We start from the raw sequence: 18,718 nt of genomic DNA on the forward strand, positions 1-18,718 counted from the left end.
AAACAAATTAGGAGAATAAGTATTATGAAAATGACAATGCGTTATTTTGGAAAAAATGATGATCCTGTAAAAATAGAGTATATCCGCCAAGTTCCTGGAATGACTGGTGTAGTTGGTGCACTATTCGATGTTCCAGTCGGCGAAGTGTGGCCGATGGAAAAAATTGAAGAAATGAAAAGAGATGTAACAGAACACGGACTGGAGTTAGAAGTGATCGAATCCGTGAATATTCATGAGGATATCAAACTAGGATTACCTACTCGAGATAAATATATTGAAAATTATAAAGAGACGATCCGCCGCTTAGCAAAAATTGGTGTAAAAGTGATCTGTTACAACTTTATGCCTGTATTTGATTGGATGAAAACAGAAATGGCCTACCCATTAGAAGATGGATCAACAACGATGGCCTTCTTTAAAGCCGGGGTTGAAAAATCTCCGGAAGAGGTCGCACAAGAAGTTCTCTCTAAAAATAAAGGGACTGTTTTGCCAGGGTGGGAACCAGAACGATTGGCTCATGTAACACAACTTATCCAGCAATATCAAGGAGTTACTGAAAATGACCTGAGGGAAAATTTAAAATATTTCTTAGAAAAGATTATTCCAGTATGTGAAGAAGTAGACATAAAAATGGGAATTCATCCTGATGATCCGCCTTATTCCATTTTTGGCTTACCACGTATTGTGAAAAATCGTGACGATTTAGACTTTATCTGTAACGCAGTGGATTCACCGTATAATGGCATCACTTTTTGCACAGGGTCAATCGGTGAAGATCCCGATAATGATCTAGTAGCTATTGTTGCAGAGTTTGCAAAGCGAGATCGGATTCCGTTTGCACATATTCGTAATGTAAAATTCATCGGAAATGGAAAGGATTGTTACGAATCTGCACATTACACACCATGCGGATCACATGATATGTTCCGAATAATGGAAGCGCTATATGACAATGGATTTGATGGCTATATTCGCCCTGATCACGGACGGATGATTTGGGGAGAAACTGGTCGTCCAGGCTACGGTCTATACGATCGTGCATTAGGTGCAATGTATTTGACAGGTATTTGGGAGTCATTAGAAAAACGCGGGAAATAATCTTTATTTTTCTATAATCGTCGTAAGGAAGAAGGATAACAATATGTCAAAAGTAAATAATTGGGTTTATAAGTCCAAGCCTATTACTGTTGCTCGTGGAATAGGATTCGGATTAACTGATTTAATGGGTGGCGGTTGGAATAATATTGTTTCTGGTGTCATTTTTGCTTTTGTACTAAGTCAAGGAATTAGTCCAGCTTTCGCAGGTGCAATCACGGGAATTGGCCGGATTATCGATGCTATTTTCTCATTGTTCTTTGGTGCCATTACAGATGGATTTTATCGAACAAAGCTTGGACAGCGCTTTGGCCGACGCCATTTCTTTATTTTATTGGGTGGAATTCTATTTGCAATAGTATTCCCCTTATTTTGGGTGAAATCTGATGATTGGCGATACTATTTAATCATTTATGTGGCAATTGAGTTGGTTATTGCGATGATCTTGATTCCATGGGAAACATTGCCAACTGAAATGACTGAGGATTACACTCTTCGTACAGTCTTGTCTAGTTCTCGAATGTTTATTTCTGCAACAGGAACAGCACTTGTTTTTATTGTTCTAGCAGTATTGCAGCATATGAAAAATCCTAATGCCTATATAATAACTGGAGTTATTTGGACGGTTATATTTGTTGTAGCAATCTTTGTTTCTTATCGAACTACTTGGGAAAAACCTTTGACACCTGAATTTATTCAGGAGTTGAACGCACAGCCAAGATTAAGTATAGGCGAATTTGTTTCAAAAACGATTAAAGATTATTTTTCAACTTTCAAAAACAAAGCTTTCCGTAAACATTTAGCTGTATATATTTTATCTTTTACCGGTAAAGATTTCTATTCAACTTTGCTTCCAACGTTTATTATTTGTTGTATTTATGGTGTAAAAGCAGATTTTCCATGGACGCTTCAAGCCCTTTCAATTGTTGGGATTTTAGTAACACTAATTGCAGCTAAATTAATGATTACTCATGGGCCAAAATTTTTGTTCTCACTAAGCTATATTACTATTATTATCACAATGATTGGGTATTTTGTGACATGGGCATTGCATATTCAAAATCCAATATGGATACTAATTACGATTTCCGTATTTTATCAAGCGGGGCGTGCCATTTTGGAGTTTACTCCATGGAATGTTTTTCCGTTTATTCCTGATGTCGATCGCATTATGACTCGTGAAAGCCGAGCCGGAATTTATGCTTCTGTGATGACTTTCTTCAGAAAATCAACAGGTGCACTTGCTTCATGGATTGCTGGAATTTTGTTAGCGTCAATCGGGTTTAATTCCAAAGCGATGACAAATGTAACGAATACTCCACATTCTGTTCAAACAGGAATAGCTTTGATTTTCTTTGTTGGACCAGTGGTTCTTATTGCCCTAGCTCTATTCTTCTCTTGGTCATTTAAATTGAATAAACATACACATACTCTTCTTAAAAAAGAATTAGACCGTTTAGAAGATGGAGGTTCGAAAACTGAGGTGAAAGAAGAAACACAAAAAGTGGTGGAGGAATTGACCGGGCATCCATATAACACCCTTTGGCCAAACAATCAAGGTGCAAGTGAAAATTAACGGACAGATTTACTAGCAAAAAGGACCGGGCGGTTTTTGCCCGGTTTTTCTTAGCTAATAGCTAAAAGTATAAATTTTTTTCAAAATTTATACTTTCCTATGTCGCATAAGTGCAACTACGCCTCTGTCTTCGCCCTTAGAGGCTCGCCAATCAGCGAGTTTTCTTTATATCCTAAAAAAACTACGAGCATTTTAGTACTTAATATTCACCAACGTAAATCACTAAAAAATGGGCTAAAATACCTCAGGTATGGGAGAAGTATAAATGTTATAATATGAAGCGGCTGTTTTTACAATTTAAAAGGTCGTAAGGGGATGTAAGTAGTTGAAGTTTTCCATAAATACAACATGGTTTCGAACTTTTGATTATAGCAGTTTATTTATTATCGCTGGTGTAATCATTGGAATTTATTTTATACGAATGTTTCTTCTGAGGAGTGCACGGAAATTTCCGAAATACTATGATGCGATGAAGAGTATGGTGAATTGGCTCACATTCTATGGAACTCTCATTTTTTTACTTCTGTACTTTTCAAAAGCAAAATGGATGTTTGCAAAAATTTTAAAAATTGGTAGTGTTGATGTTACTCTTTTTCTGATCATTGTTGCCATCCTGATTATTTCCCTAGCAAGCCGATTGTCGAAGTTATTAACGAATGTAATACTACCAGGGTTCTATCACAGGTACAGCCTAGATAAAGGTACCCGATTTACCTTTGACCGAATTATCCATTATTCGATTATGATTGTAGCAATCATAATAAGTTTAAGCACAGTTGGAATTAATCTTAGTGCATTAACGATGTTTGCAGGCATACTCAGTGTCGGTATCGGGTTCGGACTTCAAAATATTGCCTCTAATTTCATATCCGGGATTATTTTACTTTTTGAAAGACCCATTAAAGTGGGAGACCGTGTCGTTATTGAGAATATTACCGGTGATGTTGAAAAAATTAATATGAGAGCAACCATTATCAAAACAGGACTGAATGAACATATTATTGTACCAAACTCCTATTTTTTACAACAAAAAGTCGTCAATAGGTCATTTGGTGACCCGAGGATGTGCCTTGTCATTCCTATTGGCGTTGCTTACGGATCCGACGTGGAAAATGTACGTGACTTGCTGATTGAAGCTGCAATGGAAGAGCATGTGGTTTCGCCAGTAGTTCTAACCTCACCAGAACCATCTGTAAGTTTTGTGGGTTTTGGTGATTTCGCAATGAAATTTGAATTGAATGTTTGGATTCAGGACCCAAATAAATTAGGTTTGATAAAAAGTAATCTCAACTTTCGAATCAATAGGATATTTTCTGAGAATCACATTGATATACCTTATCCACAAATGGATTTGCATATTAGAAGTATGGCAGAAAGAGTAAAGGAATCAATCCGTTAAAACCATTGAGTTTATCCTCCGCACATTGGGCGGATGCCCCTATTTTTAGTCGCTTATTTCCTAGACCCTAAAAGGGTCTTTTTTATGTGTGCCAGGCATGGCAACTATCTAGGTGGTGAAAGTCCACTGTGGGGGTACACATCGACCAACCACTAAGGAAGCGCAAGGTACTTACCTGAGGTAAGGGGTGGAGGAAGCGTGGAATAAAATCTTGGCTCGACGAACAGAAATCTGATACTAAGGCTCTATTATAAGGGGATGAGACTCCATGACAAGTCAAAGTCCAAAAGATGTGCGTAACTTCGTAGAGTAAATCAGGCGAGTAAAAGAGGAAAGATAGTTGTCTTACCCTGGGAGGTCTTGCGGATGTACGTAAGTACAGTCGAAAAAGGTTAGCCGCAAGAAGTCAGCAGAAGCCATAGTAATGAGTAAGCTCATGAAGGGCTGAACAATTTATAGTGTTTCAACGCCACAAATGCGTAAGTGACGAACTCCGAATGTATTAATGGTGAAAGTATGAGCGTATCTCAAAGGATAACCAAAAAAAGGAGATATTACTTACTACGTGAGAGGAAAGGAGAAACGAGTGTGAAACTTTTAGAACAGATTTTAAGTAATCAAAATATGAACGCGGCCTACTTACGTGTCTATAAAAATAAAGGCGCAAGTGGAGTCGATGGAGTAACAGTCGGCGAACTAAAACAATATCTGAAAGAGAACAAAGATGAACTACGTATGCGCATCAGAACAAGAAAATACCAACCACAAGCTGCCTTACGAGTGGAGATTCCAAAAGAAAATGGCAAGATGCGCAAATTGGGAATACCAACAGTAGTGGATAGAGTAGTTCAACAAGCCATTCATCAAGTACTCAGTCCGATATTTGAAAAGCAATTCAGTGAATACAGTTACGGCTTTAGACCAAAAAGAAGTTGTGAGATGGCAATTATAAAGAGCTTGGAATTTCTGAATGACGGGCATGATTGGGTAGTGGACATTGACCTTGAAAGATTCTTCGATACAGTCCACCACGATAAACTCATGAGAATTATAGCCAACACAATAGATGATGGAGACGTTATCTCTCTAATAAGAAAATACCTTGTCAGTGGAGTCATGGTGAATGGGAAATACGAAGAAACACCAATCGGGACTCCGCAAGGAGGCTTATGCAAAGCTTAGCATAAGCCTCCTTATGCGAAGTAAAATATTATGCAAAGTAAACTTCCTAAAGCTCTAAAAATAGAAGTTTATTTTCCATTTACTTTGCATAATTTCTGACCTATTTTAATTCGTTCAGCCAAGTAAGCAGAGCCTGATCCTGGTTCCAGTCAGGAAGATTACCATCAATTAAATCGGTATAAGCATTTTCAATTGCTTTTCTCTTCGTTTCAGTATCGGTTCGGGCATATATTTCTGTTGTTTTTATATCTTCATGTCCAAGGAAATCACGAATGTATATGAGATTTACTCCTGCTTGTAATAAATGCATGGCCTTCGAATGCCGAAACATATGAGGTTTTACTTTTGGAGGTACAATGGTTGATATTTTCCTTGATAGCTCAACATATTTTGAAATAATATAGGCGACCCCTTCCTTTGTTAGTTTGTTATTTTGGTTGTTTGAGAAGAGGGGATATTGATTTTTCCAAGGTTTATCCAGTTTATTCTCAGTAATATAGCGCTCCAATAATGATATGGTATTCTTCATAAGAGGAACACGTCTTGTTTTGTTTCCTTTTCCGGTTAATACAACCACTGCCGGTGATTCCAGGATTACATCACTGACTCTAAGATCAATTAATTCTTGTACTCTGGCTCCAGTATCATATAGAACACTCATTAATGTTAGATCTCGCCGTCCTTTCGGACAGCTCCTGTCGGGCTGTTCAAGAAGTAATTTCATAGCTTCTGGGGTTAGATGCTCTACTACAGTTTTGTTTGCCTTTTTAGTAGGAATTGCGATTACCTTTTGAAAATGGAATAAACCGGAAGGTTCCTCGGACTGTACATAACGAAAAAAGGAATGTATCGCTGAAAGTCTTTGGTTTCTAGTTGAAATACTGCAATTCCTAGCTGTTTCCAACCATCCTAAAAAGCCATTAAGCAGTTCGCATGAAAGCAATTCTAGTGTAATTCGTTCGGCCGAGATACTTTTTACTTCCTGACAGTACTTTATCAATAGTTTAAAAGTATCACGGTATGATTGGACGGTATTCTTACTGACATTTTTCTGTGATGGGAGATATACCGAAAGGAATTCTGTTAGATGCCTCGCAAAATTAGAAGGTTTCATCGGTGACACCTCCTAATAGAGGGATAATATCTGGGTATTGTATTTCTAGTTTTAATGTAATTTTTGGGAAAACATCTGCGGTAAGACGCAAATAATAAGCAGTTTCCTCAAAAGAATCGTGCCCCATATACGTTTTAAGTATTGGAAGATATGTCGTTAAATCCTTTTCTTGTTCCACCCATTTTTTGAGACAATGGACTGCAAAAGTATGGCGGAAATCATGAATACGAGGGCCCATTCCTCTTCCCCCGTGTGAAATTCTTGCACTCCATAAAAACCGACGGAAGTTTTTATATACATTTCCTAACGTCATCGGGTTGCCATCCAGTGCAGGAAAAAAATATTCTTCTCCTTTTGGAAATGGATGTACAATTTTTGCATAAAGCCCACAACGTTCCGTAAGGGACATGGACATGGGTACTAACCTACTATTATCCTTTTTAGAATTATTTATGGAGAGGATTCCGTTTTCAATGTCAACGTCAGCTACTTTGAGAAGTCTTGCTTCAGATACCCTCAACCCACACATATAAATCATTCTAAAGAAAACAGGCATTATCAGATGTCTGTGTGGACATTCATAACAATATTTGCATTTTTCCGTCTCGGCAAAGAACCTTGTTAATTCCTCGCTTGTATAAATATATGGTATATATTGTTCTTCAGTTGGAAAATATCCCTTGGGAATGATATATGCTTTAACTCCAATAGAATCAAGATATTTTCCAAATTGCCGAATAATTGAGCAGCGTGAACATTGGTTTGCCTGTGACTCGTAAGACTTTTTTCTACACCAGTCTAGAACGATTTCCTTAGTAAGCTCTGTGGCATGAGGGTATTTTTCTAATGTAAATCTGTCAAAACGTCTTAGGTGATGTGAATCAGTAATGTATTTGTATCCGATGGCTTGTTTAAGTTCCACATGATTTTTGAGATGGTCCTTAAATGGACCTTCATAAATAATTTCATTCATGATAAGAGCCCTCTTCAAAATCTATGGAACATTCCCTAAGCTTATTGATATCAACCTTTAGATAAACTGATGTTGAGTTGGTATCGACATGCCCAAGAATATCTGAAATAGTAGAAAGTGGGGTATCCTTTTCTAGAAGCTTACTGGCTATTGTATGCCTGAGAGAATGCATTCCTCTTCTTTTTTTTAGTGTTGGAATGTGCGCAAATTCCATGTACCTTTTGATTAACTGATTTAAATGGTCCTCTTCTGAAAACGGACCAAATGGTGCCATATGCTTTACGAATATATAAGGACAGCCTACTTTAGGACGACCGTATTTAAGATAATCAATTACCGCCCAGCCCACCTCCGGTGTCAATGGAAGAGATATGAGCTGTCTAGTTTTTGATTGTGTAAAAACAAGTCTCTTTTCTTCCCAATGGAAGTGCTCTATTTTAAGATTTTTAATATCCTTACATCGCAAACCGAGGCAGCAGGCCATTAAAATAATTGCATAGTCACGTTTGCCCTTCGGGCTCCCTCTGTCAATAGCTGCGATTAGTTTTTTTAACTCATCTTCTGTCCATACGGATGGAATACGGGTCTGTTTTCTTGCTTGAACCATTGGTGTTTTTCCAGCTAAATCTGTCTGTATTTCACCAGTTTCCAAAAGAAATCTAAGAAAAGCACGTATAGAACAAATATTTTGTTCAACAGTTTTATAGGTATAACCGGCCAAGGTTTTGATGTAGTTATTAATCAACGTGATGTTGATTTCTTTACATTCTGTAACTTTTTGAGAAGAGAGATAATCCATGAATCGAGATGATTGTTTTACATAATGGTCTATTGTGACCTTGGAGTAATCCTTATTTGAACAGTATTGCTTAAATCTGTTCCTAATTTGAATAAAATATTGATCCGTAAGGATCTCCTTATGTTTATAGTATCGACGTAAAATGGTACGGTGCAGTTGAAAATTACCAATCATTCTAATGACACGAAGCTCTTGAGTCTCAGATTGTGAAAGAGTTCCATTCAAATCTTTTTCAAGAATATGAAAGTATTTTTCTACATAATCAATTCCTAATTGTTCTGAATAAAATGTTTCGCCTCGTTCCTTTGCAAATTGAAGAAGGTTTTCCCAACGTCTTCTGTAAAAATTCATGGTGCCTATAGTGTAACCTAGTCGAATCATTTCCTGGTCTAGATCATTAATTAGTTGAGCTAGTGGGACGTTTTGCATAAGTATTCCCCCAAAAATGATAATTTTTGAGCATAGGCTCATATATCATTTTCGGATATTATGCAAAGTAAATCGAATAAAAGAGTTGATAAATTAGCTTTTTTATTAATTACTTTGCATAATTACTTTCTTTGCATAAGGAGGCAACCTCAGTCCACTATTGAGTAATATTATGTTGAATGAACTCGATAAGGAACTAGAAAGTAGAGGATTACGATTCGTGAGATACGCTGATGATGCCCTCATCTTTGTTAAAAGCGAAAAATCAGCGGACAGAGTGATGAAATCAATCGTGAGATTTATAGAAGAGAAATTAGGATTGATCGTAAATACCGAAAAGAGTAAAATCTCTCGCCCAAAAGAGTTAAAATTCTTGGGATTTGGGTATTATTATGACACTAAAAACAAGAGATACCATAGTGAAACCTCACCCAACTTCAGTGCAGAAATTTCAAAGAAAGCTTCGACAACTGACAAAGCGAAACTGGAGTGTTCCGTTAGACTACCGAATATTGAAACTGAAACAAGTCATATTCGGGTGGGTCAACTACTTTAGAACCGCAAATATGAAAAAAGCTATGGAACGAACAGATATGAAACTGCGTTCCAGAATCAGGGTAATCATTTGGAAGCAATGGAAGGTACCGAAGAAACAAATAAAATCGCTTACTCAATTAGGGATTCCTGAGGAAGAAGCGAAAGGATTAACCTTTTGCCGAAGAGGTTATCGGTATATTGGACTATCAAAAGTTGTCCAAAGAGCAATCTCAAACAAAAGACTAAAGCAGAGGGGACTTACCTCCGCTTTAGAACATTATCTAAAAGTACACACTGTAATATAAATTGAACCGCCGTATACGGAACCGTATGTACGGTGGTGTGAGAGGGGCGAAAATAATCAACTTATTTTCCCTCTACTCGATTGTTTTTCTGTTTAATAGAATTAAGCAATTCCGGTGAAAACTTCCCCATAAAAAACTGCACCCCTATTGTTAGCAGTCTCTAACAATAGGGGTGCAGTTCACATGTAAACAGGGGTTATTTTAATTGATGTTATGGTTTATTGATGTATGATGATGGCAAGATATTGCCATGTACCTATATTTTATGCTCGTGCAACTCGCTGACGGTCATTCTGGTCGTGCTAAAATTATTTATAATCCCTGTACCTTTATAAAATTTTGTAACAGGGCTTGGAGCTAAATTTAATGATGCGCAAAGTTCATCGGACAAGGTTTGTCTTTCTTGGTCACCAACTAATAAATACCAACTGTAGCCAATTGTTGCTCCTTGCCCTTCAACTTGGGACACATTTTCAATGTTTTTAGTTGCAGGTTTGTAAGACTTAGCTAAACTGATCATATCATCCAAGGTTAGGTTAGTTGTAATGTTATTGGACAGTGCTTTTAGCATTTTATCATAGTTTACCAAAGTTGACATTGACTTAGCTTTATCGACAACTTTCGTAATAACTTCATGTTGTCTTTCCTGACGTCCAAAGTCACCTCTTGGGTCTTGGTGTCTCATACGGGCATATTGAAGTGCCTGATAACCATTTAAGTGTTGTGGACCAGCTTTCAGTGTAACTCCATTCAGTTCAAATGGATATTGGTTATTTACGTCAATGCCACCCACTGTATTTACGATATCTTGAAAGCCTTGAAAATTCACTTCAACCAAATAATCGATTGGTATATTTAAAAAGTTTCCAACCGTATCGATTAGCATTTCTGGTCCGCCGTACGCATATGCAGCGTTAATTTTATCCACCCTGTTCTTAGTTGGATCTTTCTTATCAATTAGTTCAGTACGGGTATCACGTGGAATACTTAGCATTTTCGTTGTTTTAGTTTTAGCATTAATTGTAATGACTATCATAGTATCAGTGTTGCTGCCTTGTTCGTCGGAGCGATGGTCATCGCCGACCAACAAGATAGAAATCGGATCTAAACTATTTAATTTTTTTGATGCTTGATTGGTAGAAAGGCCTCCTAAAACTGGTTTATTCATTTTGTTTACAGCTTGTGCCACATTGCTGTAAACATTGTAAAAATAGGCACCTCCGCCAAATAATAAGACGAAAAGGACTAACAAACTGATTCGGAACCACCGGATCTTCTTCCTTTTTCTGATTTTTTGATTGACCCTAGAATCGTTCATAAAAACTGTTCCTTTCTAAACAGTAGTTTTAGCTACAGATAATTTTAAATCCTCTATAAGTTCTTTAAAAACTTCTTTATACTATCAAACTTCTTTTGATAGTAAATCTAAGACTAATTTAATAACAAGAGCATCATCTAAATAACCTATCGGAAAAAGGTAATCAGGAATAACATCTATTGGTGAAATGAAATATAGTAATGCACCGCCTATTAAAGCTAACTCATGTGGAGAGCCTTTCATTTTGCTGAATTTCAAAAACATATCCTTTAGATGGTCAATAAATGGACCGATACTTCCAACTTGTTGAACCTTTTTCTCAAAGTTCCTTAAGATGACTCCCTTTCCATCCTTTGTTAACGTATATTTGGTGTAGGAGTCTAACTTTTGTTTAACACTATTAATTGTAAATGTTTCAATGTTCATATTTGATGTTTTTAGTATTTCTTGTATACTGTTAATGGTTGAATGCATGTCGTCTAATTGCATATCCTTATTTGTTTCTATGGGATAACCCGCAGCTGCAAATAATTCAGAAATAGGAACATCAAGGCAATCCGCAAATTTTTGTAAATGGTTCGGGTTAGCTTTCCGCTTTCCGTTTATAATTCGCGAGATTGTTGCAATATCGATGTCAGTAAGTTCACTGAATTTCTTCATTGATAATGATCGTTGCTTTAATACCGCTTTTAAAAGCAAACCAATACTGTTATTTGTATTTTCCTCAGTCATATTACGTCTCTTTCTTTTACTAATTGGTGCTAAAAAAAGCATTAATCTTGCATACCTTTTAGAATACTTCTAATTTAACAAGTAATATCTATCAAAATATATCTTGTGTTTGACAAAACGTCAACGATTTTGTTGACATTTTGTCAAATTATTTATGAAATGCTATTGATTAAATGTCAACATTAACATATATTTTATAATGTTATTGTGAAAAACTATAAAAATATGATTATGGTGATAATAAATGCAAACAACCAGTTTTTTAAAGAAACTAGATCGAGGTGTAATATTCACCTTATTTGCTTTTTTTATTATAAGTTTAACATTCATTTATAGCAGTCAAAAAACGGGTTTTTATGGGACACAAGATTTCGTAGTAAAGCAGGGGATCAATTATATAATTGGATTTGTCCTGTTATTTTTTGTTGCTAAACTTGATGTAGATCAAATTGAGCGGTTAGCTTGGATTTCTTACGCCTTTACATTTTTCCTGATCGTTATTTTAAAATTCTGTCCAGCATCCATTGCCCCAACTATTCTGGGAGCAAAAAGATGGTTTAATATTCCTTTAATTGGTTCGATTCAGCCATCGGAGTATTTTAAAATTTCCTTAATTCTTTTAACTGCACATTTAATTAAAAAACATAATGAGCTTTATGTTGCAAGAACATGGGTAACCGATTTACTGATCATCGGCAAAATTATGTTAATAACCATTCCTCCTTCAATTATGGTTTATATTCAGCCGGATACAGGAATGGTTCTTCTCTATTTTATTGCAATTGCGGCCATGCTTTATTTATCGGGTCTCAAAAAAGGAGTAATTGCTGTTTGTATTATCGTCCCTGTACTGATCGCAGGAGCCCTTGTCTATTTATATTTTTTTCAGCCAAACATTATTTTTAAAGACTTAATTCCTTTATTATCTCCCCATCAGCAGGATCGAATTATAGGCTGGTTGAATCCAAATGGAAACAGTGATCAAGCTTATCAAACGGAGCAGTCTCTTTTGGCTGTTGGGAGCGGGGAAGCTATAGGAGCTGGTTTAGGAAAAGGTACCTTGTATGTTCCCGAAAAAACGACTGATTTCGTTTTTTCAACTGTGGCAGAAGAAGGTGGATTTTTAGGGGCTTCCATGGTCATCACCATGTTCATGCTGCTCATATATAAGATTGTTGCAATAGGATATTCTTCTAAGTCAATTTTCGATGCATCTATATGTGCAGGAATAGCATTGAGCATGGCTGTGCAGATCTTTCAAAATATTGGAATGGTTGTAGGGTTAATGCCTGTTAAAGGGATATCACTTCCCTTCTTAACTTTTGGGGGTAGTTCATTGTTTTCAAATATGATCTTAATCGGCATAGTTCTTTCCATAAGAAAATCAACTAGTGGATATATGTTTTCGAAAAGAAATGATTGATTCTGCTTGCTACCTTACTATTAAATGTTTATTCTTAAAAAATTTATTGATACTTATAAAAACCAAGATTAGTATAATACATGGGAATTTAATATTGGTCTCTGTTAGGTGAGGCTCCTGTATAGAGAAATGCTGCTGCCCGGAAACGTCGAAAGACGCCAATGGGTCAACAGGAAAGATCGGAATGAAGGTCTTTTTTAACGTAGCTGGTGTATGTAACAAACCTATGCTATACAGTGCTAAAGCTCAACTAGGGAGAGGTATACTCGCTTATTTGTTACGTTTTTTTGCTGCGATTTCAGACCCTTACTCTTGTTGAGTGGGGGTCTTTTTATTATTTTCTTTTTTTCCGAGGGGGGAGCCTGGACATATTTTCGAAATATGCATAATGTATATTAACTCAAATTTATATACCAACAGGAGGTGATAGGTTATGGGAGAAGACCCGAGTAGTATGTGCTTATTCAATTTTTACAACAAGTTCATATCCGAATTTAAGGAGGTCATATACTATGGCAAAAAATCTTTCGACCAACCTATCATCTGCTGTTTTGGACAAAGCACATGTTGGTGACATTCGCGGTACATTCGGCACCATAAAAGAACAGGATTTTGCCCCTCGTAAAACATGGTGGGCGCGCTTCCGCACATTGCTGGCGATCATGGGTCCGGGTCTTATTGTGATGGTAGGGGACAATGATGCGGGCGGTGTTGCTACTTATGCTCAAGCTGAGCAAAATTATGGAACCAGCTTATTATGGGTACTTCTTTTGCTGATCCCGATACTGATTGTAAACCAGGAAATGGTTGTGCGGCTTGGCTTAGTCACAGGTGTAGGGCATGCAAAATTAATTTTTGAACGTTTCGGACGTTTCTGGGGAGCTTTTTCAGTTGGGGACTTGTTTCTCGTCAATTGTTTAACCCTGGTAACGGAATTTATTGGAATTGACTTGGCAATGAGTTATTTTGAGGTTCCTCCCTATATTTCTGTCCCAGTTGCAGCAGTTTTATTAATTGCTTGCACGATGACTGGCAGCTTTAGAAAATGGGAATCCATTATGTATTTGTTTATCGTTTCTAACTTGCTTACATTTCCGCTTGCATTTATGAGTCGTCCAAACGCAGGATCTGTGATTCATGATTTTGTTGTTCCCCATATTCAAGGCGGGTTGAATTCAGATGTCATGCTCTTGATTATCAGTATGGTTGGGACTACCGTTGCTCCATGGCAATTGTTTTTCCAACAGTCTAACGTAATCGACAAACGTCTTACACTGAGATGGATGGCGTATGAACGGGCTGATACGATAATTGGCGCTTTTATAGTGGTTATTGGCGCTGCCGCTTTAATCATGACAACAGCTTTTGCTTTTCATGGCACAAACCTGATGGGGCATTTCGTCGATGCCGGTACTATTTCAAAAGGATTGGCTGCAAAAATCAGCCCATTAGCCAGAGCATTTTTCGCATTTATCTTGTTAAATGCTTCATTGATTGGTGCAGCAGCTGTAACACTCTCTACATCTTATGCTTTCGGTGATGTGTTTGGAGTCAATCATTCCTTGCATCGGAGTGTAAAAGAAGCAAGAGGGTTTTATCTCAGCTACGGGGTACTGATCTTCATTGCAGCAGGTATTGTGCTGATTCCGCATGCGCCGCTAGGACTCATTACAACGGCTGTACAGGCGCTTGCCGGGATTCTTCTGCCAAGTGCTACTGTATTTCTCTTACTGCTTTGCAATGACAAAGATGTTTTAGGTCCATGGGTAAATAAAATGTGGTTAAATGTGGTAAATTCCATTATTGTCGGTGTTCTTGTCATCCTTTCATTAATTCTTGCGGTAACAACGCTATATCCTCATTTTGATATAAAGTTGTTAACTGAAGTTCTATCAGGAGCACTGATTTTTGGACTTACAATAGCTGGATTTCTATATTACAGCCAAAAAAGTAAAACGGAAATTGAAAAAATAGAAAAAGTACAGCCTGCTATTGACCGGCATTTGTGGAGAATGAAGCCCTTAAACGAACTACAAAAACCAGAATGGTCAAAAACGCGGAAACTTGGAATGCTCTTACTGCGCGGTTATCTGCTAATAGCAGTAATATTGATTGTAGTAAAGGTGGTACAACTCGCCCTTGGAACTCATTAAGATAAAGTCATTTAAAATAAAACTCTTTAGACTAAATATGGTTTTAAAGGGTTTTTTAATGCAATTTGCTAAATTTAAATATTAAAAATTGAAAAGTAAAAGGAGAGTACAAATAATTACTCTTGCCATGGACACGATCATTATTATCACCAACTCCTGTATTGAGTATTTTTAAGATTAATGTTTATAATACTTTCAGATAAAATGTTTTGGCTATAGTTTATCAAGATTAAAATACAATATGCATATTTTTATTAATTCTTTTTCAAATAATAAGATCAAAAAGAAAGATGTGTGACATCATATGAACTTTAAGAATTGTTGGGTCCTGTTCATCTCCTTATTGATTGTTTGCACACTTGGTGGATGTGGATGGTCCAATCTAGGTAAGAATACAACTGATACGAAAAAATACGTAAAAGTCGTAAAAAAAAATAATAAACTAAAAAAAGAACATCAAAAGGAAGCGAAGCTTCGACAAGAAGTAAAGGATTATTTGCAAAAAAATAAATTAAGCGGAGCAGTTGCGATTGTCAAGGATAACTACATTTTGTTTAATGATGGTGTTGGTTATACGGATATCGATAAAAAAGTCTTAAATCAACCATCCACTACGTTTCCCATTGGTTCCATTACAAAAACCTTTGTCGCAACGAGCATAATGAAGCTGCAGGGACAAGGAAAATTAAACATTCAAGACCCAATTTCAAAATATATACCAACATTTCCAGATGGAAACAACATTAAACTGTATCAATTTTTGACACATACATCAGGTATTCAAAGATTACGTTGGCATCAAGGAGATACTACACCATTAAAATTAGTACAGGAAATTGAAAAAGCAGGATTAAAATATCCCCCAGGTAGCAGATGGGATTATTTAGATACAAATTACATTGTTCTTGGATATGTGTTGGAAAAAGTGACGGGAATGGATCTTAATCATTTTATTCAAACAAATATATTTGATAAAGTTCCAATGAAGGACAGTGGATTTATTACCCCGGAGCATCCTGTTCCCTATACTTCTGTTGGTTATTTACTAAATGGAGATAACTACACACCGACAAAGTACCTGAATACCTACGCGCTTTTTGGATGTGGGAGCATTTATTCCACCGCCTTGGATTTAGCTCAGTACGATCAAGCATTAATGAATGGACGTCTCACTTCACAGGCTAGTCTTAAGCAGATTCTTACTCCTTCAGGCAAGTCTACATATGGGCTGGGTCTTTATAACGATACCACTTTTGTATACAGCGTTGGGGTTTTAGGTGGATGGTTTACAATGCATGCGTATTATCCTGCGGATAAAACATCCATTGCAGTTCTGTTGAATGAACGCGGGAATTCCATCAATATTAAATCGATCATGTCCGATATCCGTCAAATTACAGAAAGCAGCTATCAATAATAATGAATGTGTAAAACTATAATTGTATTTATTTCATTCACTGGGGTAAGTTAACTTTAAAAGTTAAAATCGGTGATAAAAATGAAAAAATACACATCTATCCCTATCCCTATTCTTATTATCCTTTTACTGGTAATTTTAATCCCTCCTCATATTTCCTATGGAAAAGAGACCAAGCAGTATAAAGCTGCAATAATTATAGATGATTTTGGCGGTGGAGGGAAAGGTGGTGTAGAAAGATTTCTTGGAGGAGGTATTCCAATAACAGCTGCTGTTATGCCTTATACAGCAAAATCAAAGGAGCATGCAAAATGGGCTCATCGCAATGGCATTGAAGTAATCATTCATTTGCCCATGCAGGCCAAAAAAGGAAAAAGGTCTTGGCTTGGCCCAAAACCAATTACCGTTGATTTAACCCCAGAAGAAGTAAAACAACGGGTTTACGAAGCCATTGAAACCGTACCATATGCAAAAGGACTTAATAATCACATGGGATCTCTCGCTGTGGAGAATGAAAAGATTGTAAGGTCGGTTATAGAAGTAGCAAAAGAGCGGAATCTGTATATTGTTGATAGTGCAACTAGTCCTAATTCTAAATTCTCTAAAATAGCTCAGGAGATGGGGGCCCATTATTAAAGAAGATGTATTTCTTGATGATATTTGCACGGTTTCTCATGTAAATAATCAAATGAAAAAATTAGCAAAAATAGTTGAAATAAAAGGGCAGGGTATTGCTATCGGTCATGTGGGGGTAACGGGGAATGTATGCTCGAACGGGGTTTTTGAATCGATGCAAGAGTTTGAAAAACGGCAGATTAAATTGGTCTTCGTCTCTGAGTTATTGAAAAATGAACTTATGAAAAGAAACTTTCTCCCATAAGGAAAAAAATAAAGTAGCTGAACTTAATTTTTTAGAGTTCAGCTGCTTTATTTTTTGTTTACTTTTAACTTAATATTCTCTGTGTCCGGTATGTGTTGTATGTGTAGCATGTCCGGGGGTGCCTGTGTAATGGTGATGATGATGAGTATGGTGTTGTGTATGATGCTGTGCATGATGATGATGGGTACCTGCCTATTATTAAATGAAATATGAATAAACATTTTCCATCGACGAACCATTGAAATTACTCTGTACTCTATCTTACTATACGTCCTACTTTCCTAATGGGTAAAACAACTTTATTAATTCTTCATATATTAAAGTTGATTAAACTTATGGGGGAGAAAATATGTTTAAGCCTGAAAATAATTCAAATCCTTATTTGTAGCAACCATTTTACCATTACGATCCGTCTATAGGAATTGTCAATCCACCTTTGACATATGCAAGTGCGTTTCAAAATGTAATAAGTAATCCAAGCCAAATTCCTTTAGGAGTGGAGAAAAGTTTTATCAGACAACTTGCTCCACTTCAACATGGACCGGAACGCCCTCAAGAAAGACCTCCGCATACTCAACATGTTGATTGGGCTTCTATGTTTCCAAATGAAGTCATTTTGCATGGACCAACAAATCGAAAGGTAGTATCTTTAACCTTTGATGATGGACCGGATGATGTTTGGACTCCTCAAGTTCTTGATGTTTTGAAGCGGTTCAATGTAAAAGGAACGTTTATGTGTGTTGGGCGGCGAATACAACAAAATCCTGAAGTGCTTAGAAGAATAATAAGAGAAGGACATGTGGTAGGCAATCACACATGGAACCATCCGAATTTAACCAAAATTTCGCTGGAAGAAGTGCGAAATCAGATTCAAAGTACATCGAACGAAATTCATCGGTTGGCTGGAGTAAGACCTGTACTTTTTCGACCTCCATATGGGGCATTAAACTTGGATGTTATCCATGAAATTATGTCACTTGGGGATAAGATTATTTATTGGAACGTCGATAGCCTGGATTGGGCTGGGCTTACAGCGCGGCAAGTTTCAATAAATATACTGGCTCATGTTGGTCCGGAATCTATTGTTTTACAACATAGCGCAGGGGGAAAGGGAGAAAGTCTACTTGATACGGTTCAGTCATTGCCATACACGATTCAAACACTACACAAAGAAGGCTATCACTTTGCCACGGTCCCTCAGTTATTAAATGTTAAACCGTTTCGTTAATGATTCCCAGCTTAAAATAAATAATGAAAAAATACCCTTTGTTCAATAAGCGCAAAAGCTTCGGTCATTGATTAGGTAGAATGGAAAAATCGATGTAAGAGAATAAAGGTAATCTTCCTCCTTAAAACAGAATTTTATAATTTTCTATAGAAAAGGAA

General features: G+C 36.8%; 14 protein-coding genes, 2 pseudogenes and 1 riboswitch. Of the genes and pseudogenes, 11 read left to right on the forward strand and 5 right to left on the reverse strand.

The annotated features are described in order from the left end of the window. The first annotated feature begins 24 nt into the window (after nucleotides 1-24). The 4 genes from uxuA (at nucleotide 25) to RCG17_RS16460 (ending at nucleotide 5,252) form a co-directional block, all read left to right on the forward strand. Nucleotides 25-1,098 carry a mannonate dehydratase gene (gene uxuA / locus RCG17_RS16445; RefSeq protein ID WP_308171224.1) on the forward strand — a complete coding sequence of 358 codons (1,074 nt, stop codon included), beginning with the start codon at nucleotides 25-27 and terminating at the stop codon, nucleotides 1,096-1,098. Nucleotides 1,099-1,141: 43 nt separating this feature from the next. Further along, on the forward strand, nucleotides 1,142-2,671 hold the full coding sequence (locus RCG17_RS16450) for an MFS transporter (protein WP_308171225.1): 1,530 nt from the start codon (nucleotides 1,142-1,144) through the stop codon (nucleotides 2,669-2,671). Between the two features lie 325 nt (nucleotides 2,672-2,996). Continuing rightward, nucleotides 2,997-4,070: a mechanosensitive ion channel family protein gene (locus tag RCG17_RS16455; RefSeq protein WP_308171226.1), complete on the forward strand. Its 1,074-nt coding sequence runs from the start codon at nucleotides 2,997-2,999 to the stop codon at nucleotides 4,068-4,070. 516 nt (nucleotides 4,071-4,586) lie between these two features. Further along, complete coding sequence (locus RCG17_RS16460) at nucleotides 4,587-5,252, forward strand: reverse transcriptase domain-containing protein (RefSeq protein ID WP_374120833.1); 666 nt, start codon at nucleotides 4,587-4,589, stop codon at nucleotides 5,250-5,252. A 100-nt stretch (nucleotides 5,253-5,352) separates the two neighbouring features. Here RCG17_RS16460 and RCG17_RS16465 read toward each other — a convergent pair whose 3' ends face one another. From RCG17_RS16465 to RCG17_RS16475, 3 genes are read right to left on the reverse strand one after another with little or no spacing between them, the layout of a single operon-like run. Next, a complete protein-coding gene (locus tag RCG17_RS16465) occupies nucleotides 5,353-6,366 on the reverse strand; it encodes a site-specific integrase (RefSeq protein WP_308171227.1) in 1,014 nt (337 codons plus the stop codon). Continuing rightward, a complete protein-coding gene (locus RCG17_RS16470) occupies nucleotides 6,353-7,339 on the reverse strand; it encodes a tyrosine-type recombinase/integrase (RefSeq protein WP_308171228.1) in 987 nt (328 codons plus the stop codon). The genes RCG17_RS16465 and RCG17_RS16470 overlap by 14 nt, the downstream gene beginning before the upstream one ends. Next, nucleotides 7,332-8,567 carry a tyrosine-type recombinase/integrase gene (locus RCG17_RS16475; RefSeq protein ID WP_308171229.1) on the reverse strand — a complete coding sequence of 412 codons (1,236 nt, stop codon included), beginning with the start codon at nucleotides 8,565-8,567 and terminating at the stop codon, nucleotides 7,332-7,334. Before RCG17_RS16475 ends, RCG17_RS16470 begins: the two co-directional genes overlap by 8 nt. 172 nt (nucleotides 8,568-8,739) lie before the next feature. Here RCG17_RS16475 and RCG17_RS16480 point away from each other — a divergent pair. Both RCG17_RS16480 and RCG17_RS16485 read left to right on the forward strand, forming a co-directional pair. Further along, nucleotides 8,740-8,889 (forward strand): annotated as a pseudogene (locus RCG17_RS16480) (reverse transcriptase domain-containing protein); the annotation flags it as partial. A gap of 97 nt (nucleotides 8,890-8,986) precedes the next feature. Then, on the forward strand, nucleotides 8,987-9,409 hold the full coding sequence (locus RCG17_RS16485; protein WP_308171230.1) for a group II intron maturase-specific domain-containing protein: 423 nt from the start codon (nucleotides 8,987-8,989) through the stop codon (nucleotides 9,407-9,409). A 256-nt stretch (nucleotides 9,410-9,665) separates the two neighbouring features. Here RCG17_RS16485 and RCG17_RS16490 read toward each other — a convergent pair whose 3' ends face one another. Both RCG17_RS16490 and RCG17_RS16495 read right to left on the reverse strand, forming a co-directional pair. Then, complete coding sequence (locus RCG17_RS16490; RefSeq protein WP_308171231.1) at nucleotides 9,666-10,727, reverse strand: LCP family glycopolymer transferase; 1,062 nt, start codon at nucleotides 10,725-10,727, stop codon at nucleotides 9,666-9,668. Between the two features lie 84 nt (nucleotides 10,728-10,811). After that, on the reverse strand, nucleotides 10,812-11,459 hold the full coding sequence (locus RCG17_RS16495; protein WP_308171232.1) for a DUF1232 domain-containing protein: 648 nt from the start codon (nucleotides 11,457-11,459) through the stop codon (nucleotides 10,812-10,814). A gap of 244 nt (nucleotides 11,460-11,703) precedes the next feature. Here RCG17_RS16495 and RCG17_RS16500 point away from each other — a divergent pair, with 244 nt between their 5' ends. The 5 genes and pseudogenes from RCG17_RS16500 (at nucleotide 11,704) to RCG17_RS16520 (ending at nucleotide 18,560) form a co-directional block, all read left to right on the forward strand. Continuing rightward, entirely contained in the window at nucleotides 11,704-12,882 is a 1,179-nt protein-coding gene (locus tag RCG17_RS16500) for an FtsW/RodA/SpoVE family cell cycle protein (protein ID WP_308171233.1), read from the forward strand. Nucleotides 12,883-12,975: 93 nt separating this feature from the next. Further along, nucleotides 12,976-13,146, forward strand: a riboswitch (M-box (ykoK) riboswitch). A 248-nt stretch (nucleotides 13,147-13,394) separates the two neighbouring features. Further along, nucleotides 13,395-15,035: an NRAMP family divalent metal transporter gene (locus RCG17_RS16505; RefSeq protein WP_308171234.1), complete on the forward strand. Its 1,641-nt coding sequence runs from the start codon at nucleotides 13,395-13,397 to the stop codon at nucleotides 15,033-15,035. A 304-nt stretch (nucleotides 15,036-15,339) separates the two neighbouring features. Beyond that, entirely contained in the window at nucleotides 15,340-16,452 is a 1,113-nt protein-coding gene (locus tag RCG17_RS16510; protein WP_308171235.1) for a serine hydrolase domain-containing protein, read from the forward strand. 81 nt (nucleotides 16,453-16,533) lie between these two features. Further along, nucleotides 16,534-17,332: pseudogene (locus tag RCG17_RS16515) on the forward strand (divergent polysaccharide deacetylase family protein). A 436-nt stretch (nucleotides 17,333-17,768) separates the two neighbouring features. Next, nucleotides 17,769-18,560, forward strand: coding sequence for a polysaccharide deacetylase family protein (locus tag RCG17_RS16520; protein WP_308171236.1), 792 nt, complete (start codon nucleotides 17,769-17,771; stop codon nucleotides 18,558-18,560). The last annotated feature ends 158 nt before the right edge of the window (nucleotides 18,561-18,718 follow it).

Source organism: Neobacillus sp. PS3-12 (assembly GCF_030915385.1).
GTDB lineage: Bacteria > Bacillota > Bacilli > Bacillales > Cytobacillaceae > JAEVLT01.